At 72.8% G+C, this 22,493-nt stretch carries 21 protein-coding genes and 1 pseudogene; 9 read left to right on the top strand and 13 right to left on the bottom strand.

All coding sequences use genetic code 11. The annotated features are described in order from the left end of the window. The first annotated feature begins 137 nt into the window (after positions 1-137). Both ACHFIV_RS14230 and ACHFIV_RS14225 read left to right on the top strand, forming a co-directional pair. Positions 138-572, top strand: a complete 435-nt coding sequence (locus ACHFIV_RS14230; RefSeq protein ID WP_398967753.1) for an Hsp20/alpha crystallin family protein — start codon at positions 138-140, stop codon at positions 570-572. A gap of 319 nt (positions 573-891) precedes the next feature. Next, positions 892-1,326 (top strand): DUF2267 domain-containing protein, encoded by a 435-nt coding sequence (locus tag ACHFIV_RS14225; protein WP_398967750.1) that lies wholly within the window; start codon positions 892-894, stop codon positions 1,324-1,326. A 106-nt stretch (positions 1,327-1,432) separates the two neighbouring features. Here ACHFIV_RS14225 and ACHFIV_RS14220 read toward each other — a convergent pair whose 3' ends face one another. Further along, entirely contained in the window at positions 1,433-2,392 is a 960-nt protein-coding gene (locus ACHFIV_RS14220; protein WP_398967747.1) for a pirin family protein, read from the bottom strand. A 121-nt stretch (positions 2,393-2,513) separates the two neighbouring features. On the opposite strand from ACHFIV_RS14220, the gene ACHFIV_RS14215 reads away from it, so the two are divergent. The 5 genes from ACHFIV_RS14215 (at position 2,514) to ACHFIV_RS14195 (ending at position 7,921) form a co-directional block, all read left to right on the top strand. Then, positions 2,514-3,002, top strand: coding sequence for a carboxymuconolactone decarboxylase family protein (locus ACHFIV_RS14215; RefSeq protein WP_398967744.1), 489 nt, complete (start codon positions 2,514-2,516; stop codon positions 3,000-3,002). 215 nt (positions 3,003-3,217) lie between these two features. Beyond that, positions 3,218-4,399 (top strand): polyprenyl synthetase family protein, encoded by a 1,182-nt coding sequence (locus ACHFIV_RS14210; RefSeq protein ID WP_398967741.1) that lies wholly within the window; start codon positions 3,218-3,220, stop codon positions 4,397-4,399. Further along, the gene (gene crtI / locus ACHFIV_RS14205) at positions 4,396-5,934 is read left to right on the top strand and encodes a phytoene desaturase family protein (RefSeq protein ID WP_398967738.1); all 1,539 of its coding nucleotides are present in this window, start codon (positions 4,396-4,398) and stop codon (positions 5,932-5,934) included. The genes ACHFIV_RS14210 and crtI overlap by 4 nt, the downstream gene beginning before the upstream one ends. After that, positions 5,931-6,917, top strand: coding sequence for a phytoene/squalene synthase family protein (locus ACHFIV_RS14200; RefSeq protein WP_398967736.1), 987 nt, complete (start codon positions 5,931-5,933; stop codon positions 6,915-6,917). The genes crtI and ACHFIV_RS14200 overlap by 4 nt, the downstream gene beginning before the upstream one ends. Continuing rightward, the gene (locus tag ACHFIV_RS14195) at positions 6,914-7,921 is read left to right on the top strand and encodes a DUF5914 domain-containing protein (protein ID WP_398967733.1); all 1,008 of its coding nucleotides are present in this window, start codon (positions 6,914-6,916) and stop codon (positions 7,919-7,921) included. The genes ACHFIV_RS14200 and ACHFIV_RS14195 overlap by 4 nt, the downstream gene beginning before the upstream one ends. Before the next feature lie 3 nt (positions 7,922-7,924). On the opposite strand, the gene ACHFIV_RS14190 is transcribed toward ACHFIV_RS14195, so the two are convergent. The 5 genes from ACHFIV_RS14190 to ACHFIV_RS14170 form a co-directional block, all read right to left on the bottom strand. After that, positions 7,925-9,430, bottom strand: coding sequence for an FAD-dependent oxidoreductase (locus ACHFIV_RS14190; protein WP_398967731.1), 1,506 nt, complete (start codon positions 9,428-9,430; stop codon positions 7,925-7,927). A gap of 62 nt (positions 9,431-9,492) precedes the next feature. Beyond that, positions 9,493-10,227, bottom strand: coding sequence for a class I SAM-dependent methyltransferase (locus ACHFIV_RS14185; RefSeq protein WP_398967729.1), 735 nt, complete (start codon positions 10,225-10,227; stop codon positions 9,493-9,495). Further along, positions 10,224-11,432, bottom strand: coding sequence for a lycopene cyclase family protein (locus ACHFIV_RS14180; RefSeq protein WP_398967726.1), 1,209 nt, complete (start codon positions 11,430-11,432; stop codon positions 10,224-10,226). Before ACHFIV_RS14180 ends, ACHFIV_RS14185 begins: the two co-directional genes overlap by 4 nt. Further along, entirely contained in the window at positions 11,429-12,688 is a 1,260-nt protein-coding gene (locus tag ACHFIV_RS14175) for an NAD(P)/FAD-dependent oxidoreductase (protein WP_398967723.1), read from the bottom strand. Before ACHFIV_RS14175 ends, ACHFIV_RS14180 begins: the two co-directional genes overlap by 4 nt. A 199-nt stretch (positions 12,689-12,887) precedes the next feature. Further along, a complete protein-coding gene (locus ACHFIV_RS14170) occupies positions 12,888-14,405 on the bottom strand; it encodes an alpha/beta fold hydrolase (protein ID WP_398967720.1) in 1,518 nt (505 codons plus the stop codon). Positions 14,406-14,498: 93 nt separating this feature from the next. Between ACHFIV_RS14170 and ACHFIV_RS14165 the strand changes: the two genes are divergently transcribed. After that, a complete protein-coding gene (locus ACHFIV_RS14165) occupies positions 14,499-15,458 on the top strand; it encodes a MerR family transcriptional regulator (RefSeq protein ID WP_398967717.1) in 960 nt (319 codons plus the stop codon). 135 nt (positions 15,459-15,593) lie between these two features. Here the strand turns inward: ACHFIV_RS14165 and ACHFIV_RS14160 are convergent, their stop codons facing one another. Beyond that, on the bottom strand, positions 15,594-16,022 hold the full coding sequence (locus ACHFIV_RS14160) for a hypothetical protein (protein WP_398967714.1): 429 nt from the start codon (positions 16,020-16,022) through the stop codon (positions 15,594-15,596). Positions 16,023-16,269: 247 nt separating this feature from the next. Further along, a complete protein-coding gene (locus ACHFIV_RS14155; RefSeq protein ID WP_398967712.1) occupies positions 16,270-17,481 on the bottom strand; it encodes a phosphatidylserine/phosphatidylglycerophosphate/cardiolipin synthase family protein in 1,212 nt (403 codons plus the stop codon). A gap of 240 nt (positions 17,482-17,721) precedes the next feature. Between ACHFIV_RS14155 and ACHFIV_RS14150 the strand changes: the two are divergent. Then, positions 17,722-18,114 (top strand): annotated as a pseudogene (locus ACHFIV_RS14150) (SgcJ/EcaC family oxidoreductase). On the opposite strand, the gene ACHFIV_RS14145 reads toward ACHFIV_RS14150, so the two are convergent. The 5 genes from ACHFIV_RS14145 to ACHFIV_RS14125 all read right to left on the bottom strand — a co-directional run bounded on the left by ACHFIV_RS14145 (position 18,059) and on the right by ACHFIV_RS14125 (position 22,338). Then, positions 18,059-18,658, bottom strand: coding sequence for a flavodoxin family protein (locus tag ACHFIV_RS14145; RefSeq protein WP_398967709.1), 600 nt, complete (start codon positions 18,656-18,658; stop codon positions 18,059-18,061). The pseudogene ACHFIV_RS14150 and the gene ACHFIV_RS14145 sit on opposite strands and share 56 nt — an antisense overlap. Before the next feature lie 190 nt (positions 18,659-18,848). Continuing rightward, the gene (locus tag ACHFIV_RS14140; RefSeq protein WP_398967707.1) at positions 18,849-19,385 is read right to left on the bottom strand and encodes an isochorismatase family cysteine hydrolase; all 537 of its coding nucleotides are present in this window, start codon (positions 19,383-19,385) and stop codon (positions 18,849-18,851) included. Between the two features lie 122 nt (positions 19,386-19,507). After that, positions 19,508-19,879, bottom strand: coding sequence for a VOC family protein (locus tag ACHFIV_RS14135; protein ID WP_398967704.1), 372 nt, complete (start codon positions 19,877-19,879; stop codon positions 19,508-19,510). 48 nt (positions 19,880-19,927) lie between these two features. Next, positions 19,928-21,415: an aminotransferase class I/II-fold pyridoxal phosphate-dependent enzyme gene (locus tag ACHFIV_RS14130; protein WP_398967702.1), complete on the bottom strand. Its 1,488-nt coding sequence runs from the start codon at positions 21,413-21,415 to the stop codon at positions 19,928-19,930. 38 nt (positions 21,416-21,453) lie between these two features. After that, positions 21,454-22,338, bottom strand: coding sequence for an SDR family oxidoreductase (locus tag ACHFIV_RS14125; protein ID WP_398967699.1), 885 nt, complete (start codon positions 22,336-22,338; stop codon positions 21,454-21,456). Positions 22,339-22,493 lie beyond the last annotated feature (155 nt).

The following is a 22,493-nucleotide window of genomic DNA, read 5'->3' as shown; positions in this document are numbered from 1 at the left end:
CGCCTGTACAGGGGCTGCGCCCCTGGGTGTCACCCTTTCGATGACATGACGGTTGTCATCGTTTGGATGACGTGCTACAACGGTGTCAGACGCAGCGCATTGGCAGTTTCTGCCTGACCGATGGAGGTGTTTTCGCGATGTTGATGCGCACCGACCCGTTCCGCGAACTCGACCGTCTCGCCCAGCAGTTCACGGGTGCCGCAGGGACCTGGTCCAGGCCGTCGGCGATGCCGATGGACGCCTATCGCGAGGGCGAGGAGTACGTGATCGCCCTCGACCTGCCCGGTGTCGCGAGGGACGCGATCGACATCGACGTGGAGCGGAACATGCTCACCGTCAAGGCGGAGCGCCGTCCCGTCGCGACCGGCGACGAGGTGCAGATGGAGCTCGCCGAGCGCCCGCTGGGCGCCTTCTCCCGGCAGCTCGTCCTGGCCGACACCCTGGACAGCGAGCGCATCAGGGCCGACTACGACGCGGGGGTGCTGACCCTGCGGATCCCGATCGCCGAGCGCGCCAAGCCGCGCAAGATCGCCATCGGCGGAGAGTCCGCCCCCAGGCAGCTCGGCGGCTGACCGCCGGTCGTGCCCACCGGTCGTGTACGCCGGCCGGACCAGCTTCGCGCCGGAAGCGCCGTCGGCCCCCGGACGGCTGATCGATGCCTGCCCAGTCGCAGCGCGGACCGTTCCCCGGAGCGGTCCGCGCTGCTGCGCGCGCGGGCGGTCGCGGAACGGACGGTAACGGAACGGATACGACGAGAGGTGCGAGGACTTGCCTCCGCGACCCGGGGCACACGTGACTTCGCGAGCCACCCCTTGGACCATCACTGCGGCCGGTGGCTCCTGCCTGGGCAGGCAGGAGCCACCGGCCCGCGCCGAGAAAGGCACTCCACCGATGCGCTCCCTGCGTGAGCCGGCCCTCGACACCGCCGGCATGACCTACGACCAGATGCTGGCCCAGATCAAGGACGAGGGCGAGTACCCGACGCGCGAACGAGCCGAGAGCGTCACCCACGCGGTGCTGGCCGGCCTCGGCCGCCGGCTGACCGGCGACGAACGTGTCGACCTCGCCGCCCGCCTCCCCACCGAGGCCGCCCTCGTCCTCACCGCCCAGATCCCTGACCTCGCCCCGCTCACCGGCTGGGAGTTCGTGACGGAGCTCGCCGCCGGCACAGGCGGCACCCCCGCCACCGCACGCTGGGACGCCGGAGCCGTCCTCGCCACCGTCGGCGCCCTCGCAGGCCCGGGCCTCCTCGACCGCATCCTCGCCCAGCTCCCCTCCGGATACGCGCTGCTGTTCGGCCGGGCAGAGCTCATCCAGGCTGCGTGAACGTCTCCCGGAGCGGTGCGCCCGGGAGCGGGGTTCGGACAGCGGGTTCCCGTGGCGTCCGGCCGCCCGGATCGACGGGGCGCCGGGCGCCGGGGAACGGTCGGGTTCAGCGCGGTTTCAGCCGGGTGGTGGGCAGCTGCGGCGCCGGGATGCGGTCCCCGTCATAGCCCTCCACGACGCCGAAGCGGGTGCCGTGCTCCCAGTCCTCGCGCGCCTGGCTGATGTCCTCGTGCGTACGGCCCACGAAGTTCCACCACATGACGATCGGTTCGTCGAACGGCGTTCCCCCCACGAGCACCGCCCGGGCGGGTGCGTCCGTCTCGTTGACCAGGGTCACCGCGGCGCGCCCCGGGCGCAGGTAGCCCAGTTCGCCCCCGCGCAGCACCGTCCCGTCCGTGCGGATGCTCCCCTGGTCCACGAGGAGGCCGTGTTCGAAAGCCGGGTCGGTGTCGAGTGTCGTGGTGGCGTGCGGGCCGAGAACGATCTCCGCGCCGAGCAGGGGCGTGAAGGCCGGGACCGGTGAGGTGTCTCCGGCGAGGGAGCCGAGGAACACCCGGATGACGGCACCGTCCCGGTGGACGGGAGCCGGCACGTGGTGCCGGAAGTCGCGACCGGTGTGCCGGTGTTCCCCGGGAAGCGCCACCCACAGCTGGACTCCGTGCAGGACCGTGGTGCCGGGGGTGGAAACCTCCGTGTGGCTGATTCCGTGGCCACCGGTCATGAGGTTGAGCTCTCCGGGGCGCACGAACGCGTGGCTTCCCATGCTGTCGCGGTGTTCGATCTCCCCGCTGAACAGCCAGCTGACGGTCTGCAGTCCGATGTGCGGGTGCGGAGCCACGTCCATTCCGCCCGTCCGGGCGACGTCGTCGGGGCCGTAGTGATCGATGAAGCACCAGGCCCCGATGAGCGTGCGGCTCCGCTGCGGCAGCGTACGCCGCACCGTCATCGCTCTCGGGCCGCCCAGAGGCACGTCCCGCGGTGTCAGTACCTCGACGGCCGGGACGGGGCAGGGCTGCGGGTCGCCGGGGCCCGCGGGCGGCGTGATCCGGCCCGCACCGACGCTCATCGGAGGACCGCCTGTACGACAAAGGTGCTTTCATGTTCAACGATCATGCTTGATGGTAAGCCGTCGCCCACCCGGGCGCGCGGCACGGCGAGGGGCGGTACGTCCCGGTGAGGAGTCCGGCGTGAACGGCACAGAGGCGGGCCACGAGGAGCAGCGGGTCTACGTGGACAAGCAGAGCCCGAAGGCCTACCGCGCCCTGACCGCCACGGCCGAAGCGGTACGGGTGGCCGCCCAGGAGGCGGGGCTTCACCGCGCGCTGGTCGAACTGGTCAACCTCCGGGTGTCACAGATCAACGGCTGCGCGTACTGCCTGGATGTGCACACCCGGGCCGCGCTGCGTGCGGGCGAGACGGCCCGGCGGCTGGGAGTGCTGGCCGCCTGGCGCGACACCGAGGTGTTCACCGACCGGGAGCGTGCCGCCCTCGCCCTGGCCGAGGCGACGACACACCCCGCCGACTCCGCGCTGCAGGAGGACGCCTACGCCACGGCGCGCCTCGTCCTGTCCGACGACGAGATCGCCGCCGTGATCTGGGTGGCTGTCACGATCAACGCCTTCAACCGGGTCTCCATCCTGAGCAAGCACCCCGTGCGCGGTGTCCCCAGGCAGTGAGGCGGCCAGGGGACGGCGTCCCCACCGCGCCGAGGCCCCGTGACCGCTGCCGCAGCGTCGCCGCCCGGATCCGGGTCCCCGATTCCGCCCGCCGTCCGGGTGAACTCCGCGCCGACATGGCCGCGCGCCGGGCAGGCATAGGGAGCGTCCGCGAACCTCGCGGCCGGAAGCACTGGTGGACGCGGAAGCGGACAACCGAGCGAAAGGGGCTCTCCATGCTCGGTCCACGGGCGACGCGGACAGGGACCAGCGGCGACGCCGGCCCCCAGGCGGACCCCTGCGCGGGGACCGGCCCGCGCAGGCCTCCGCACACGGCCCGGGAGGCGGCCGCGGCCGTGGAGACGGTCCTTGCGGAGCACCTGCACAGCAGGCTGCGCGAGGCCAGGCGGCTGGACGCACTGTTCGCCGATGAGGTGGCCTCCCGTCTCGTCACGTTCGTCCTGCACGGAGGGAAGCGGCTGCGGACGGCCTTCGTCTGGTGCGGGTGGCTGGCCGCCGGAGGCAGCGGGGACCCCGGGACGCCGCTGCGCATCGGCGCCGCCCTGGAACTGCTGCAGGCCTGCGCGCTGGTGCACGACGACGTCATGGACGAATCACCGGTGCGCCGGGGCGCGCCCGCCGTGCACGCGGACTTCGCGCGCACGCACCGGGCGGGCCGCATGCGCGGGTCGGCCGCGTCGTACTCGGCCACCGCGGCTGTGCTAGCCGGGGACCTGGCGCTCGCGTGGGCGGACGATCTGCTCACCGAGACCGCGCTGGCGTCCCCGTACGGCGAGCGGCTGCACGAGGAGTGGAAGGCGATGCGCGGCGAGATGGTCGCCGGCCAGTACCTGGACATGAGGGCCCAGGCGACCGGTTCGTCCGACCCCGTCCAGGCCAGGAACATCGCGACACTCAAGAGCGCGCTCTACACCGTGGAACGGCCGCTGGCCCTGGGTGCCTCCCTGGCCGGGGCGGACGCCCGCACCATGGACGGACTGCGGTCCGCCGGACGGTGCGCGGGACTCGCCTTTCAGCTCCGTGACGACCTGCTGGGCGCCTTCGGGGACCCGGCCGTCACGGGGAAGCCGGCCGACGAGGACCTGAGGGCACGCAAGCTGACCTATCTCCTCGCGGTCGCTCTCCGGACCGCCGCGGAGTCCGGTGACGAGGAGGCTCTGGCCGTGCTGGGCCCGCAGGGCGGCACGCCCGGTGGAGGAACGGTCGGCCTGATGCGCGCAGCCCTGGAACGCACGGGCGCGCGGGCGGCGGTGGAGGAGGAGATCGCGGACCTCGCGGAGGCGAGCCTGCGTCACTTCGCCGCCGCCGCGTCCGACGCCCGTGCCCGCCGGGAGTTCGCCGCGCTGGTAGCCAGAGCCGTGGGCACCGTTCCCGCCCAGGACGGGGAGGGCGCGTGAGGACCGTGTCCGGCCCCACGGACCACGTGGTGGTGGTCGGTGCCGGGCTGTCCGGGCTCGCCGCCGCCCTTCACCTGCTCGGCGCGGGCCGCCGGGTGACCGTCGTCGAACGGGACGCCGGGCCCGGAGGCCGTGCGGGGCGGCTGGAACTCGGCGGGTACCGGGTCGACACCGGGCCGACGGTGCTGACCATGCCGCACCTGGCCGACGAGGCCTTCGCCGCCGTCGGGGACAGCCTCCACCGACGGGTGGAGCTCATCCCGCTGCATCCGGCCTACCGGGCCCGCTTCGCGGACGGCAGCGGACTGGACGTCCACACGGACCGCGACGCCATGGAGTCCGAGGTGCGGAGGTTCGCCGGGGCGGCGGAGGCCGCGGGGTACCGCCGGCTGCGCCGCTGGCTGGAGAAGCTCTACCGGGCCCAGATGAACCGATTCATCGACACCAACTTCGACTCGCCCCTCCAACTCCTTCACCCGGACCTCGCCCGGCTGGCGGCCCTGGGGGGCTTCGGCCGCCTGGACCCCCAGATCGGCAGATTCCTCTCGGACCCGCGGCTGCGCCGGGTGTTCTCCTTCCAGGCGCTGTACGCGGGAGTCGCCCCGGCCCGGGCACTCGCCGCCTACGCCGTGATCGCCTACATGGACACCGTCGCGGGCGTCTGGTTCCCCAAGGGCGGCATGCACGCACTGCCCCTGGCGATGGCGGACGCCGCCGCGGACGCGGGAGGACAGTTCCGCTGGTCTGAGGAGGTCGGCGAGCTGGAGAGGTCGGCCGGGCGCGTGCGGGCCGTACGGCTGACGTCGGGCGAGCGGATCACCTGCGACGCGGTCGTCCTGACCCCCGATCTGCCCGTCGCCCACCGCCTCCTGGGCCGGGCGCCGCGCCGCGCCGTCCCGCTGCGCCACGCTCCGTCGGCCGTCGTCCTGCACGCGGGCACCGACCGCACATGGTCCGCACTGGCGCACCACACGCTCTCCTTCGGCTCCGCCTGGGAACGCACCTTCGACGAACTCACCCGGTCCGGACGACTGATGAGCGATCCTTCGCTGCTCATCACGCGCCCGACGACGCACGACCCGTCGCTCGCCCCGCCGGGCAGGCACCTGCATTACGTCCTGGCCCCCTGCCCCAACACCACGACCGGCCCCTCGGCGGGCACCTGGCGCGGCCTGGGACCGCGATACCGCGACAGCCTGCTGGCCGAGCTGGAGCGCCGGGGACTCGACGGCTTCGAGGCGTCCCTGGACCAGGAGCTGCTCGTCACCCCCGTGGACTGGACCGCCCAGGGCCACGCGGCGGGCACCCCGTTCTCCGTGTCGCACACCTTCGCGCAGACCGGCCCCTTCCGGCCCCGCAACCTCGTGCGCGGCCTCGACAACGTCGTCCTCGCCGGATGCGGAACCACACCCGGGGTGGGAGTGCCCACCGTCCTCATCAGCGGCAAGCTCGCCGCCGGCCGCATCACCGGCCTTCCGCGAGCGACGGGCGCCCGCCGTCCTCGTCCCGCCGTCCACGAAGGGCAGAGCCGATGAGCCGACGCGAACTCGACGCCGCGGGTATCACCGAGCCCGCGTTGCGTGCCGCCTACGTCCGCTGCCGGCGGCTCAACGCCCAGCACGGGCGGACGTACTTCCTGGCCACCCGGCTGCTGCCCGTGGAACGCCGCTGTGCCGTGCACGCCCTGTACGGCTTCGCCCGGTGGGCCGACGACATCGTCGACGACCTGGACCGCCGGCAGCCGCCCGGGGAACGCGACCGCCTACTGCGTCTGCTGGAGAGCGACCTGGCCCACGCGCTCCGTACGGGCAGAGGCGGGGAACCCGTCGTCAGGGCCGTGTCGGACACCGCCGGGCGCTACGCCATCGACCACACCCTCTTCGCCGACTTCCTGGCGTCCATGCGCAGCGACCTGACGGTCACCGACTACCCGACGTACGCCGATCTGCGCGCCTACATGCACGGTTCGGCGGCGGTCATCGGTCTCCAGATGCTGCCCGTGCTCGGGACGGTCGTGACCCGGGAGGAGGCCGCCCCGCACGCGGCCGCCCTCGGCGTGGCCTTCCAGTTGACCAACTTCCTGCGGGACGTGGGCGAGGACCTGGACCGTGGGCGTGTCTACCTGCCGGCGGACCTGCTCGCCGCTCACGGGGTGGACCGGCCCCTGCTGGAGTGGAGCCGGCGCACCGGACGCCACGACCCGCGGATCCGGGCCGCCTTCACCGAGGCGGAGGCGGTGATCCGCACCGTCTACCGGGAGGCGCAACCGGGCGTCGCCATGCTGGAACCGCGGGTACGGCCCTGCATCCGCACGGCGTTCGTCCTGTACCGGGGGATCCTGGACGCGATCGCGGCCGACGACCACCGGGTGCTGCACCGCCGCGCCGTGGTGACACGCCGGCGGCGGGCCGTCACCGCCGCAGGCGGACTCGTCCGGATCCTGGGAGCGCGGCTGCGCGCCGACCCGCCCGCCGCGGCGGCAGGCGCGGTCGCCGGGGCGGAGGGCTCCACCCGATGAACCACCCACGCCACCGCAGGACATGGACGTCACCCCTGCGGGTGGCGCGCGCACCCCGCTGGGAACGCCAGACTCCCACCTGGCGCGAGGCGAGGCCCGCCGTGATCGCCGAAGCGCTCGGCCGGGCCGCGGCCCGGCCGTGGGGCAACTGGTACGTCGTCGGGTCATCCCGGGAGGTCGGCGCGCAGGACCGGCCGTACGGCCGTACGGTCGCCGGGACGGAAGTCGTCCTGTGGCGGTCGCGGGACGGCGCGCTGCACGCCGGCCCCGGGGAGTGCCCCCACCTGGGAGCCCCGCTGCGCGACAGCCGGGTGGTGTGCGGAACGCTCCTGTGCCACTGGCACGGTCTGGCCCTCGACGGCGGTCCGTTCGCCGGCTGGGAACCGTACCCCGTGCACGACGACGGCGTGCTGGTCTGGGTGAGGCTCGACCTGGCGGGGGGCGGTACCCCCCTTGAGCGCCCCGTCGTACCGGCGAGACCCGCACCGGATCACGCGGTGGACGCGGTCTGCACGACGGTGGGGAGGTGCGAGCCGGAGGACGTGGTCGCGAACCGGCTCGACCCCTGGCACGGCTCCTGGTTCCATCCCTACGCGTTCGTCGGCCTGAGGGTGGCGGCCACCCCCGAGGACGGTGAGGACGACTCGTTCGCCGTCGACGTCTCGTTCAGGGTCGCCGGCCGGCTGGTGGTGCCGGTGCGGGCGGTGTTCACCGCGCCCGGACCACGCACGGTGGTCATGCGCATCACGGACGGCGAAGGCGCCGGCTCGGTGGTGGAGACCCACGCGACGCCGCTCACCGTACCCGGTGCGGCAGACCCCCGGACCGCCGTGGTCGAGGCCGTGGTCGCGGCCTCGGGCCGGCGGGGCTTCGCCCTGGCGCGAGCCGCCGCGCCTGCCCTGCGCCCCCTGATGCGCAGGACGGCGGGCCGGCTCTGGCGCGACGACCTGGCGTACGCCGAGCGCCGGTGGTCGCTGCGGAGCACCGGGCGCTTCCCGGGCTGAGCGTCACCGTCTCACGGCCCGGCCCGCGAGGGCGCGCAGGAAAGGGGAGCGACCGGCACGCGGGACGGTCCAGAGCACCTGGCCCCGGACCCCCCAGTCCGCGAGGAGCGCGTTGGCGGCCAGGAAGCCCGACGTCGCCGCGCGCTCCATCAGCGCGACGGGCAGGCCGGTGCGGACGAGGTCGCCCGCCAGAGTGACACGAGGATGAGGCGTGCGTACGCCCGGTCGGCGCCGGTGACCGCCCACGGAGAAGACGGGGCAGTCGGCACGCCACTCATGGCGGGCGTCGACGACTCCGGCGTCCGCGGTCTCCGGATAGATCTCGTGCAACCGGTCCAGCATCCGGCGCTGGACCTCCTTCGGCTCGGTGCCCTCGGCGACGGCGTAGGCATGGAGTTCGACCACCGAGCCGCCCGTCCGCGCGGCCCAGCGGGCCGACTCGCCCTCCCAGCGGTCGAGGACGCTGACGTTGTCGAGCCCGTCGAAGCCACTCGTGCCGAGGAACCCCGCGCGGTCCTCACGCAGCGGGCGGTCGAGCCACAGCCGGGACACCAGGAACGGCGGCGCGGTGCGCAGCGCCGCGATGTCCGCGCGCCATGACGCGCCCCCCGACTGCCCCAACTGTTCGGATGAGGCGACGAGATGACGCAGACCACGTGTGTCCAGAGCGAGGACCACGGCCTGGTGGCGGTCGGCCGCCCCCTCGGTCTCCACCATCAGGTCCCCGTCGGCGGCGGGACGGACCCGGAGCACCGGAGTACGGGTGCGCACCTCCGTGCCGAGCCGCCGCAGATAGCCGCCCAGCGGATCCCAGAGAGCCTGCGGGAACGGCTCGTTCGGCACGTCGAAGAGAAGGCCTTCGGACGACCCGAGGAAGTAGATGTGGAACATCAGCAGCAGCTCGGCGGCGGACAGCTCGCGGGGATCCGCGAAGAAGCTGCGGGAGAACACCTCGAAGGCCAGGTGGTGGGCCGCCTCCGGGAAGTTGATCCGGTGCAGGAACGCCTCGGCGCTGACCCCGTCGAACCGCTCGTACACCTCGGGGACCCGCACGTCGAGGAGGGGGAGAGCCGCGCGCGGGTTCATCGCCGCGAGGTCCCGCCAGCCGAACGTCGGGCTGAGCGCCACGAATCCGAGTGCGCTCCACGGCGGGGTCCTCGGCACCTGGGCGAAGCTGTCCGCCGTACCGTCGCGGTGCAGGAGCGGGTAGTCGGGCAGCGGAGTGAGCGACGCGAGTCCGGGATCCGCACGGCGCAGCAAGCCGCGCAGGTTGTAGTACTGGCGGAAGAAGGCGTGGAAGCCACGGCTCATGGTCGCCTCGGACCCGTCGGCCAGACGGACCGGCCATCCCGCGAGGCGCCCGCCGAGTGCTTCCCCCTGTTCGTACAGCGTCACGCGGACGCCGCGCTCCGCGAGTGCGGTCGCCGCCGCCAGGCCGGCGATGCCCCCGCCGACCACCGCGGCCGAAGGCGCGTCCCCGGCGAAGCGCTCCCGGCCAGGTCGCGGCACGAGCACCTCCGCCCGGCGGTCGCGTCCGTGCCGCGCGGAACCGGGCCGGTGCCGGCGGGCACTCACGACGCCTCGGACCCGGCGTGTCCGCCGCCGCGCCGGGCGAGGAACACATGGACGATCCCCGTCTGCCAGCCACGGACGGGCACGGTCCGCACGAAGGGGAACCCGGCCGAGGAGATCCGCCGCGCGAAGGCCGGCGCCGTGTCGAACGCCAGGACGCTGCGCCACAGATGGTGGTACAGCTCGCCGTTGCCGGAGAGGGTGCCCGCCGGGACGATGACGCCCCGGCAGACCGCGTTCCACAGGGCGCGGTGCACCGGTGAGCCGCTGAGGCTGTACTCGTGGACCAGCAGACGGCCGCCGGGCCGCAGCAGGGCGCGCACGGCTTCGAGGACCCCGGCGGGTTCGCTGACGTTGCGGAAGAGGTAGGCGGCGAAGACGGCGTCGTACGAGCCGTCGTCATGGGTGGTGACGAGTTCCTCCGCGGACCGGTGCAGGAAGTGCACGTTCCGTGGCCAGCGCTTCGCGCGTGCCCTCTCCAGCATGCCGGCCGAGGCGTCGGCAGCCGTGATCCGGGCGTACGGGGCCGCCCGCAGCAGCGCCCGCGTGGACGCGCCGGTACCGCAGCCGAGGTCCAGCACGCGCAGTCCCCGCCCTCCGCGGGGAAGCCGGAGGCGGTGCGCCGAGTGGAGCAGGCCGGAACGGTAGCCCGGGTTCAGGGCGGTGAGCCGGTCGTACGTGTGTGACGCGTGGTCGAAGGCGCGCGCCAGGTCGTGGTCCCGCAGCAGGGTCATCGAGGGCTCTCTTGTGGTCGGCCGGGGGTCCGGCGGGCGAGGAAGGGGAGTTCGGCGGCGGTGCGGAGCATCGGGCCCACCGGTGTGCGCAGCCCGATGCCGAACTCCTCCCAGGGTGTGCTCCCGCCGTCGAGGAAACGCAGAAGCCGCTCCATGGGGACGCGGCGGAAGAGGTCGGTGAAGAAGCGAGGCCCGTCCACCCGCCCGGTGTCGAGGGCACGGAGCAGGACGGCGTCCATGGCCAGAGCCCTGCGGCCGTGCGGTGGGGGCACGTCCGCGGCCCCGGCGCGCAGGGCGGTGGCGATCGCCCGGCTCTGGCGCTGCACGGCGGCGAACGTGTAGCCGGTCGCCGGGCGTGTCGCACCCCCGGCGGCCCCGACCCGGAAGACGGCGCGACCGCTCCGGCGGGGAAAACGGGCGTCGGTCATGGGGATGACGCCCTGCTCGGCGGACTCCACGCCGAACCGGCCGAGTCGCAGGACGTCCGCGGTGTACTGCCGCAGGGCTGCCTCGTACGCCGGCGTGGTGAGCGGGGCCCGGGAGAACTCGGTGTACTCCACCAGCGCCCGGTCCGGGGCGAGCGGCAGCACGTAGCCGAACGCGAGCCCGTGGTCCGGCTGCGGCACCCGGAAGTCCATGAGGTCCGCCACCCCGGGCTCGAAACGGGGGACGGCGGTGCGCACGAACCAGCCCCGGAAGTGCTGGAGCAGCAGTGTGCGGTGCGGCGGTGTGTCCCGCACCGGCCGGGAGTCGAAGACGCGACTGCCGCGAAGGGTCAGGGGCTGCCCGTCCGTCGTCGTGCAGCGCACGTCCGCGCCGTACGGTGCGTCGCGCACCTCGTGGGCCGTGGCGCGCAGGACGCGGGCCGCGGGTGACGCCTCCAGCCGCGCGTGGACGAGCCGTTCGAAAGGCCCCGAGCGCACCATGCGGTAGCGCAGGGGCGCGGGGGCCGACTCGATGACGCTCCCGTCCGGTCCGCGCACGCGGAGCCGCTGCCACGAGGCGACGATCGCGTCCTCGAACTCACCGTCGCCCGCCTCCCAGTAGCACCAGGTGCGCTCCGCGGGGCGCAGCGGTCCGTCGGGGGCCTCGACGAGCGTCACTGCCAGGCCCGTCCTGGTGAGCCAGTGCGCGAGGCACAGTCCGGCGGCGCCGCCGCCCACGATGACGGCGTCGTCCACCCGGCCCCGCACGCGCCCGGTCACGTCCTGGGAGTCCGCGCAGCCGCCCGGTCGGCGAGCACCTCACGTGCCGCCCTGCTGCCCGAGGCGAGCGCCCCCTGCACCGACCCGGTGGCACGGTGGTCCCCGCAGACGTAGCGGCCCCGGGCGAAGCGCGTCGTCCGGCTCAATGGCCAGGGCGGCCGCATGGCGGGCAGGGCACCCTCCACGGTGTAGGCGGCGACGGTCTCCCAGGTACTCGTGTCCACGTCGTAGAGCTCGGCCAGTCTGGCGCGGACCGTCTTCTCGGGCGGACCCGCGCCGAGGACGGAGGTCGCCACGAGCGCGGTGCCCCGGGGAGCGTGGCCGGGGGAGACCTCGGTGATGACACAGCTGTTCAGGACCGCGAGGCCGCTGTCCACGACCAGTGTCGGTTCGGTCAGCGGCGACCGGTCGGCCGCGTGGTAGTACGTCGTCACCGTGCGGCCCGCCGGTACCGGCAGACCGGGCAGCAGTCGGGCGGCCGTGGCGGAGTCGGTGGCCACGACGACGGAGGTGGCCGGCCGCTCACTCCCGTCGGCCAGGAGCACACCGCGTTCCGTGACCTCGGTGACGGCCGAGCCGAGCCGGAGTACGCCGTCCGGCAGCCGGGCGGCCAGCTGGGCCGGCACGGCACCGATGCCTCGGGAGGGCAGGCAGAGCGTGCCGCGTGCCATGCTGCGCCAGACGAGGTGCAGGAAGCGCGCTGAGGTCTCCAGGCCCTCCTCCAGGAACACGCCCGACAGGAAGGGCCGGACGAAGTCCTCGATCGCGCGCGGCGAGAGCCCCGCGCGGACGAGGGCTTCCGACGCCGTGCGGTCAGGCATGTGTCCCAGGCGCTTCGCGGGGAGCAGGGCGTCACGGGCGGTGAGCGCGGCGAGCGCGGCGAGGTCGCGGGCCGGAAGGACGCGGCCCGGCAGCAGCTGGGCCGCGTCGCCCGGCCGCCGGGTGGGATCGGTGACACGTACCCGCCCCGAGGCGGTCCGGGCGATGAGCCCGGGGGTGAACGGCCGCAGGCGCAGCGCCCGCAGGTCCAGGCGCCTCTTCACCTGCGGGTAGGAGGTGTTGAACACCTGGAAGCCGCGGTCCAGCACGAAACCGTCCCTGCGGTCCGTGCGCATCCGGCCGCCCACCCCGTCGGAGGCCTCCAGCAGTTCCACGCGGAGGCCCACACGGCTCAGGTCGAGCGCGCAGGCCAGTCCCGCGAGGCCTGCGCCGACGACGACGGCGTCCGGCGGCGGTGGGTGCGGTCGGTTCGTCATCCGTGCCCCTCGACTCGGCCCCCGTACGGTGACGGGTTGTCAACCCGATCACGTTCCGGGCCCCGAAGCCAGCAGCCGCCACGGAACCGTCTCCTCGGGTGACCCGTGTGGCTGCCCGGGCCGCCACCCACCCGGCGGTGAGGAGCCGCCGCGATTCCTCGGGCACCGGGAGCGGGCGGACTACGCGGGGACGGTCGCCTCAGGCCGTCAGGTGACGCAGAACCGTGCGCATGGCCCGTTGCACGGCCTCGCGCGACTCGTCGGTCCGGTCGACCGTCTCGAAGTCGTGATGGCCGTTCGGCACGTCGACCACCTCGACGGCCGCTCCGCACGTCCGCGCCGCCGTCATGAACTCCTCCACGGTGGCGGCGACAGCGGTCGTCTCCAGCCCGGCACGGACCAGGACGAGCGGCAGGGAACCCGCGTGCGCGACCGCCTCCGCGGGGTGGAACCGGCTGTCGAGCCGCCCCCAGTTCGGCAGGGGCGCCATCACCGGGTAATGGGCAGCCAGACACCGCAGCCAGGGCGGCGTCCTCCTCATCCAGTCGGCTGTGAGCGGTCCGCTGCCCGAGAAGAACCACAGGGCTATCCGGTCCCCGTCCACCCGCGGGTCGGCCCGGACCCGCCCGACCGCGTCCGCCACGTCACCGGCGGCGGTCCCGTAGTCGGCCACGGAGTGCAGCCGGTGGTCGAGAGTCACCCCCACCACGCCCTCGGCCGCCGCGTAACGGGCGTAACCCGTCAGGGCCGGCCAGTCCCGTGGAGTGGGACGGGCCTCGCGGGGCACCGGGCCACCGTGGACGAGTACCACCGCCGGAAGGGGACCACGGGCGCCGGGCGGCAGGTACAGGTCGATGTTGTCGTGCCGCTCACGGGGGGTCCCGGGTACGTCCAGCAGGAACGGCTGTGCCGGAGTGGCACCCCTCGGAGTCAGACGACGTCCTTCGCCGGCCGCGGCCCTCAGCAGTGTCGCCGCCAGTGCGGCGGGGTCGGACAGCATCGGCCAGTGCCCCGTGTCCAGTTCGAGGAAGGTCACCCGCGGATCGGCCAGCGCCTGGAGTGAGGGTTCGCCGAAGTCCAGGCGCGCCTGGACCATCGCGATGCTCGCCCCGTTGCCGGTGCACAGCACTCCGGCCATCGCGACCGTCGCCGCCGCACCGGTCAGCTCCAGCGGCTGGAGCAGCGTACCGAGCGGCTGCGGTGAGGCCAGGGCGGTGAGCCGGTCGAGTGCCGCGTCGGGGACGTCCGCGGTGCTGCCCCAGAGCCGCCACGCGTCGCGGGCCGGCGGTGGCAGCGCCGCGTCCGCCTCCCGGGCGCCTTCCCCCGCGGCGCGCAGCACCTGCTCGCGCACTCCTTGGTCGGGCACGGCGGCCAGGGCCGGGACGCCGTCCTGGGGCAGCCCCGAGTCGAGGCAGATGATCCTGGCGATCGACCCCGCGCGCCGGTCGGCGGCCCCCAGGACCGGATGGACCCCGTAGTCGTGGCCGACCAGCACGATCTCCCGGCCGTCGGCCCGCCCGACCGCGTCGATCACGGCGACGACGTCCGCGATGTGTGTCTCCAGGTCGACGTCCGTACCCCCGCCGGGGCCGGGTCCTCCGAGCCCGGTCAGGGCCACGGCATGGACCTCGGCGCCCGCCCCCGTCAGCGCCGCCGCCGACGCGTCCCACACGTGCGGTCCGGTGAACACACCTGACACCAGGATGAACACGGTCATGATCTCTCCTCGATACGTCCTCGTCCACGGACCGGCCCGGTGGCCCGGCCGCTCCCGCGGGTACCGTAGGAACTCCCCCTGAGGGAGATTCAAGTGTTCACGTCGAACGACGGACTGTGCGGCATCGGTGAACTCGCCGAGCGCGCCGGTGTGAGCGTCAAGACGGTCCGCTTCTACTCCGACGCCGGCCTGCTGCCCGAAGCGTCCCGCAGCGCCGGCGGTCACCGCCGGTACGGTGCCGGCTCGCTGGAGCGCCTGCGGATGATCAGGTCCCTGCGCGCCATGGACCTGCCGGTCTCCGTGGTGCGCCGCGTCCTGGACGAGGAGGACACGGCGGGCCGCGCGGGCGGTGTCCTGGAGGACGCGGTGGCGGAGCGGCTGCGCGCGGTCGGCACCGAGCTCAGAGCGCTGCGCTGGCGGGAGGCGGCGCTGCGGTCGGTGCAGGAGTGCCCGGCGGAGGAACGCGCCGGACGGTTGAGGCTGATCGGCGCGGTGACCGCACCGCCGGACACGGCGCCCCTGGTCCGCTTCTGGCGCGGGTGGCTGCCGCCGCGCATGCCGGCCCGGTCCGTCACCGCGTTCCTGGAGCGGGCGGTCCCGCAGCCGCCCGAGGACCCAGGCCCTGCCCAAGTGCTGGCCCTGGCCCGCCTGTACGCCCTGGTGGCCAGCCCTTGCGACTCGGACGAGCCCACCCAGCCCCATGCGCACAAGGCCGCGGGAGCCCGTGCGGCGGCCGTTCTCTACGCGGGACTCGCCGAGGCCTACGACCTGGCGGCCGTCGACATGCGCCGCGACAGGGCGCCGTATCCGGGGGAGGCCCTGGACGGGTTCGTGGACGCCTACGCGAGCGCGCACGGCGCAGCCGACACCCCGGGATTCCGCCGTGTGCTGGCCCGGCAGCTCGCGGCCGATCCGCGCATAGACCAGTACTGGGAACTGACGGCCGAGCTGGTCGGCCCGTCGTCCGGCCGGCCCGAACCCACCCCGGGGTCGGCCCACGACTGGCTGCTCGCCGCGCTGGAGGCCCAGTCGGGGACGGCGCTGCCCGCATAGGACAGGAAAGCGGACCGCGAGGCCATGAACGGACGGTCTTCCCCGGGCGTCGCCCTCCCCTGGCGGGAGCGGCCTCGGGGAGGGGAGTGTCTCCCGTCCCCGAGGCCGCCCGCGCTCCCGGCGGTCACGGTCACGTCACTGCGGTCTCCCCAGAGCCCAGCCCGACACATCGGCGAGGCGCCCGCGCCACAGGGGCAGGCTCAAGGACCCCGTACCGCCGAAGACCAAGGTGGCGTCCCTGAGATGGATCCAGCGCGGTAGCTGCGCGGTGCCGTCATCGGCCCCCAGCTCCCTGATGCCCTGGTCCACCGTCTCCGGGAACTCCGCCAGCAGGTTCGCGCCTTCGCCCTCCACCTGGCGGAGGCTCCGAGCCCAGTCCGCCTTCCACGCCTCGTGGCCGATCACGTCTCCGTGGAGCACGCCACCGGCCATGGCGAGGGTGATCGGCAGGCTGGAGCGCTGTTCTCTGTCCAGTAGTTGGATCAACAGCTGGAGCTGCAGATCCGGCACGGGCTCCGTGACCACCGCGGTGGTGTCCGGCCGTGTCTCGACGAACTCGCTCATGGACCACTCCCTTCACCTGACAAGCGGCAGGTGACAGCCCGTATGCCCCCGGCGGAGGCCGCCACACCCCCGGAAGGGGGATGACCGGGTCGTGGGTGACCGACGGTCCCGCCGTCGCGGGCCCTGTCCGGAGATCGTCGGCGTCGTACGCCTCAGCCGGCCTCCGGGCGGCTGACCGGCCGCCCGGGAAGGACCGGCGGCCCGCCGCTCCGCTCGGTGGCCCACCCGGCCGTACGCCCCGCGCGGGTCACAGCCAGCGGCGGATCGGCAGGACCGCCGCCTCCCGCATCCGCTGGACGGGCGAGCGGCGCTTCCACCGCCCTCCGTCGATCAGGACGCTCCGCTTGACGTCCTCGTCGAAGTGGCCGTCCAGCGTGACGGTGAACTCCCGGTCCAGGACCGCGAGCATCACTTCCTCGTCGTGTTCGAGCGAGCGGCGGTTGAAGTTCGTCGAACCGATCAGCGAGGCGATCCCGTCCACCGTCAGCGCCTTGGTGTGGAGCATGGTCGGCTGGTACTGGTAGATCTTCACGCCGCAGCCGATGAGTTGCTCGTAGTGGTGCTGTCCGGCCAACTGGCACACCCGCTTGTCCGTGTGCGGCCCCGGCAGCAGTATCTCCACGGACACGCCTCGGCGGGCCGCGTCGCACAGCACGCCGATGAAGTACGAGTCGGGCGCGAAGTACGCCGTGGTGAGCCGGACCCGCTCCTCGGCGGACTCCAGGACGACGCGCAGCAGCGTCTGCATGTCCTGCCAGCCGAAGCCCGCCGACCCGCGTACCACCTGGACGACCGAGTCGCCGTGCTGCGCGGTTGCGACGAAGCGGTCGCGTTCGGTGAACAGCTCGTCGTGGCACTCGGCCCAGTTCTGCGCGAACGCGGCGGCGAGGCCGTCCACGGCAGGGCCCTGCACCCGCACGTGGGTGTCCCGCCACTCGCTCTCGTCGCGGGCGTCACCGCACCACTCCTCGGCGATCCCCACCCCGCCGGTGAACGCCGTCTCCTCATCGGTGATGAGGACCTTGCGATGGCAGCGGTGGTTCTGCTTGAGCGGCGAGAGGTACAGCGGCTTGCGGAACCACGCCACCTCCACCCCTGCCTCGTCCATCAGGGCCAGCTGGGCCTTCTCGATCAGCCGGGATCCGAACCCGTCCAGCAGCAGCCGCACCCGCACTCCGGCGCGAGCCCGCTCCGACAGCGCCTCGGCGAACTCGCAGGCGATGTCACCGCGCCAGTAGACGAACGTCATCATGTCCACGGTGTGTTGGGCACCACGGATGGCGTCGAGCATGGAGGCGAAGATCTGGTCACCGTTACGGAGCGGTACGAGACTGTTGCCCTCGGTCGCCGCGATGCCGATCAGGCGCTCCAGCCGCCGGCGCAACCGCCGCGCGCGCTCCGCGTAGAAGGCGTCGTCGGGGTGGGCGGGCGTCGGTCTCTGGTCTATGTGGCTGGACATCTCTCACCTGGTGGGCTGAAGGCGATGGGGCAGGGCGACTGTACCCCCGCTCCGGCCTCGTACTCCGGGACGGCGTCAGGTCGCCCACCGGTCGCCGTGCCCCCGGCGCCCGCCTTCGGGGACGCGGCCGTCCGGTGCGGCCGGTCACGGCCCGTGCGTACCGGATGGTGCCCGGCCACGCCCGGGGCCGGTCGTCCACCACGTGACCTCAGGTGTGCTTGAGGTCACAGGCCGGTGCGCATGGACACGGAGACCGCAGACATCAAGGCGATCGAAGGGGTGGTCGCCACCGTGGAGCGCAGCGGCGGGCCAGGGACGCCGAAGGGTTCCTCGCGCTCTTCCACCCCGTAGCGCTCCGGACGACCGGCCACGGCAAGGTCCTGCCCGGACTCGGCGCGATCGCCGAGTTCACACGGGCGGCGCTTCCCGCAGCCGAGTGGGAGGGCGAGGTCACTGGCGGAGGGCGAATCGGAGGGTGTTCCGCTTTACGTCATGACCCAGCAGGACGACGGCGCGTGGCTGTTGCACGTCTGCCGGAACACCCGGGCACACGCCGGCCGGCGCCTCCCGCGGCGTGTCAGGAGGCGGGGTAGGGGCCGCCGTCGAGCAGGCGTGCCAGGTGGGTCGCGTTGACGGCGAGGGTACGGGTCGTCGAGGCGACCGCCTCCGGAGGGCCTTCGAGTTCCTTGTAGTCCTGCCCGTGCATCGCCTCGCCGACCCAGTAGGTGACGGCGTGCGGAGCCAGGGAGAATCCGAGGTCGTTGAGGCCCTGGAACAGGTCCGAGCTCACCTTGTGGGCGCCGTCCTCGTTGCCGACCACGGCCACGGCGGCGACCTTGCCGTACGTGAGCAGCCGGCCCTGCTCGTCGGTCTCGGACAGTTCCGCGTCCAGTCGTTCCAGGACGCGCTGGCAGACACTGGAGGGATGCCCGAGCCAGATGGGGGTGGCGAGAAGGAGGATGTCGGCCTGCATGACCTTCTCGCGCAGGGCCGGCCAGGCGTCCCCGTCACCCATGTCCACCTGCACTCCCGGCCGGATGTCGTGATCGACCGCGCGGACCACTTCGACCTGCACTCCGAGGCTTTCGAACTCCGCCATCACCTGGTCGGCGAGGAGATGGCTGCTCGAGGGGGCGGGCAAAGGGCTGAGGGTACAGACGAAGGCCAGGGCACGCATCGCGGGGGCACTCCTTCGAAGTGACGCTGCACGTCGGGTTCTGCGCCACTGTGCACCTCGACCGCCTGTTCCGCTCGACACGGCACGCGACGGCGGAAGAAATGCTCCGTACGGAAGTGCGGAAGAGGTGCCTTCGCTCCCCGGCGCCGAGGTCCCGTGCGGATCGCGTGCCGCCCGTGCGCCGGACGACTCAGAACTCGACGTTCGCGGCTGTCCGGATCGAGGCGCTCATGTTGCGCTCCATCATCTGCAGGGCGGCCTGGGCCAGGTCCTTGTGGATGTGGGCCACCGCGTCGTCCGGAATCGTCACCTTCAGGTGGCGGATGTGTGCGTCGAGCGCCGAGTAGAGGACGCATTGCTCGGTGACCTGGCCGCAGAGGACCACGCGGTCCACGTCCAGCTGCGAGAGCAGGTAGGTGAGTGGCGTCTCGTAGAAGATCGAGTGCCTGGCCTTGACGACGAACAGCGAATCGTCGTCCGGCAGCACCGGCTCCACGAGGTCGCCGTGCGCCCCCGACAACGTCGTCTCGACGATCTCACCGTGGTGCGACCGCCATTGCCCGAAGTTGTCGTTGACGTAGATGACCGGCACGTCCTCGTCCCGGGCCCGTCCGATGAGATCCACGATTCGGGGAAGCGCCTCGCGCACGGAGGGGATGAGGAGCTCGGCATCGGGGTGGCTGTAGGTGTTGAGCATGTCGATGACAATCAGGGCACTTCGACTCATAGTTCCATATTCTCATCGTTCCGTTCGCTGAGGCGCGCCTGCGACACGGCCCGGCACCAGCCGCGCGGGGGGCCGCCCACGCCGGACGGCCCCCCCCCGCGCGTTCCGCGCGGGCAGGAAGGTCACTGACGGCACAGGCAGAAGGGGTGACCCGCCGGATCGGCGTACACGCGGAACCCCCGCTCGCCGTCCCGGTCGTCGACGTCCAGGGGGGTCGCGCCGAGCGCCAGTACCTCCTCCTGCGCACGCTCCATGTCCGTCACGTCGAAGTCCAGGTGTTCCTGCTGCGAGTTCCGGTCCCCCCGGGGCCACTCCGGCGGGCGGTGGTCCACAGCCCGCTGGAACGCGATGCGTGCGCCGCCCGGGACGTGGAGGTCGTACCAGTCCTCGTCGTACTTCGAGACCTCGCCGCCCAGGACGGCCTGGTAGAACTCGGCCAGCGGCCTCGGGTCGGGACAGTCGAGAGCGACAAGGCTGTATGTGGCGATGGGCATGGCCGGTCCTTCCGTCACGTTCCGTGTACGAGTCCGTTGTGCGGCTGGTCAGGTCCCGGGATTCTCGCCGTCCACGCAGACCCGCACCGTCCGCAGGGCCGGGTCGGCCGGGTCGGGCACGTTCATGCCCGCCTCGACACCCGAGCGCAGATACCGGAGCAGTGGCTCGGTGAGCCGCTCGCCGGGCAGGACCGCGGGAATCCCGGGGGGATAAGGGGTCATCATCTCCGCGGCGACGCGCCCGACGGCCTGGTCGGCCGGCACGTCCTCGGTGGCGGCGAAGTACGCGTCACGGGGGAGGCGTGCCTGGTCCGGGCGCAGTTCGTCCGGTCCGGGGATCTCGACGACGGGTGCCGGGCCGAGAGTGTCGGCATGCCGCGACAGATCGCGCAGGGCCTCCAGCAGGCGGGCGGCGGTGTCCTCGTCGTCGGCGTGCGTGAACTGGGCGCTGATGCGGCGGTGGTCGACGAGGTGCATGTCGATCCGATGGTGGGCGCGGAGCCAGTCGGCCGCCCGGTATCCGCCGGGCCCGAGCTCACTGATGTCGATGATCACGGGCAGCGGGTCGAATTCGGCGGCCCTGCCGGGACCGCAGAAGTCTTCGAAGCCGTTCACGTGCATCCCGTCGATCTTCTCGATCTGCTCCCGGACCTCCGCGGTCAGAGCGAGCGCCTTGGACAGGAGGGTGTGCCCCTCCAGGACCATCTGCCGCCGCCAGCCGTCGATACCCGCGTACAGCAGGACGGAGGGGCTGGTGGTGCCGAGCAGGTCCGCGCGAGAGGCCAGCGTGTCGTGGTCGACCAGATCACCCTGGAGATGGAAGACCGAGCCCTGTTCGAGGCCGCTGCCCATCTTGTGGATGCTGGTGACGCAGACGTCGGCCCCGGCATCCATGGCCCAGGACGGCAGATCCGGGTGGAACGGCAGATGGGCCCCCCAGGCCTCGTCGACGATGACCGGGCGGGACCGCCGGTGGCACACCTCGGCGATGGCACCCAGATCAGCCGCTGATCCGTACGGGGTGGGGCTGGTGACCAGGGCCCCGCAGGCGTCAGGGTGCCGGTCGAAGGCCCTGTCGAACGCTTCTGCCGACGGAGGGTGGGCCAGATGGCGCTCGGGATCCCACTGCGGCTCGACCCAGACGGGTTCGATACCGGAAAGGATCAGCCCGGCGACGACCGACTTGTGTGCGTCCCGGCCGACGAGGAGCTTCCGGCCCGGAGCGGCCACGCTGAGCATGGCGGCCTTGACCGACAGGGAACTGCCGCAGGTGGAGAAGAACGTGTGCTCGGCGTGGACGGCGTCGGCCATCAGCTCCTCCGCGCGCTGCAGGACGTTGGAGCCCTGGCGGCGGTCGTCCAGCCCGCCGGAGGCGAGCACGTCGCCGTAGAACGCGGCATCTCCGAGCACGGCCCGCACCTCGGGGGCGGCGCCGCGCGCCTGCTTGTGGCCGGGAGGGGAGAAACCCAGTTCCCCTCCGTCCCTGTAGGCGGCCAGTGCGTCGAGTACGGGTGCTTCTTGATGGTTTACACGCATCTACTGCGCCTTTCCCGCGGTCCGCCGGTCAATCACGTCTATGGCAGGGGCGTACCGCCGGTCGCGTTCATGATCTCGCCGGTGATGAAGGAGGCGTTCGACGAGGCGAGGAACACGTAGGCGGGTGCCATCTCGGCCGGCTGGGCCGGCCGCCCCAGAGGGCTCTGCTTCCCGAACTCCGAGGTGTCAGGCATCGTCGCGGGAATCAGCGGCGTCCAGACCGGCCCGGGAGCGACCGCGTTGACCCTGATGCCGTCGGACGCCAGCATCTGCGCGAGGCCCTGGGTGAACGTGACGATGGCGCCCTTGGTCATGGCGTAGTCCAGCAGATGAGGGCTGGGCTTGTAGGCCTGCACCGAGGTGGTGTTGATGATCGAGCCGCCCGCCGGGATGTGCGGCAGAGCGGTCTTGCACAGCCAGAACATCCCGTACAGGTTGGTGCGCACCACGCGGTCGAACTGCTCGGTGGAGATGGCGGCGATGCCGTCGGGCTGTGACATCTGGTAGGCGGCGTTGTTCACCAGGACGTCGATCCGCCCGAACTCGGACACCGCCCTCTCGATGAGGGCCCGGCACTGCTTCTCGTCACGGATGTCGCAGTCCACGGGAATCGCTTTGCGGCCGGCCTGTTCGACCAGGCGGCACGTCTCCTGTGCTTCGCCCTTCTCCTCGGGCAGATGTGTCAGCAGCACGTCCGCCCCTTCCCGCGCGAAGGCCAGGGCCACCGCCCTGCCGATGCCGGAATCGCCCCCGGTGACGACCGCCTTGCGGTCGACGAGGAGCCCACTCCCCTCGTAGGAGTCCTCCCCGTGGTCCGGCGGCGGATCCATCGGTCCGGTCCAGCCCGGGTGCTCCTGGTCCTGCTGGGGGAAATCCGGCTGCGGATGGCGGCGTGTCGGATCCGGCTGCTCGGCGTCGGCCATCGGGGCCTCCCTTTCTGCGTCATGTGCTGTGGGCATGCTGAACTTGTGTCGCCGCGTTCCCCGGACGCGCTTGGTCAATCATCCCGGTCGGACCAACGGCGGGCACGTTGAGCGGAGTGCACCCGGCAGACGCGCCGAGACGATAAATTCGAACA

Source organism: Streptomyces sp. ALB3 (assembly GCF_044385685.1).
In the GTDB taxonomy this organism is placed as follows: domain Bacteria; phylum Actinomycetota; class Actinomycetes; order Streptomycetales; family Streptomycetaceae; genus Streptomyces.
The sequence above is the reverse complement of the archived record's forward strand: the minus strand, read 5'-3'. Positions and strand labels throughout refer to the sequence as shown.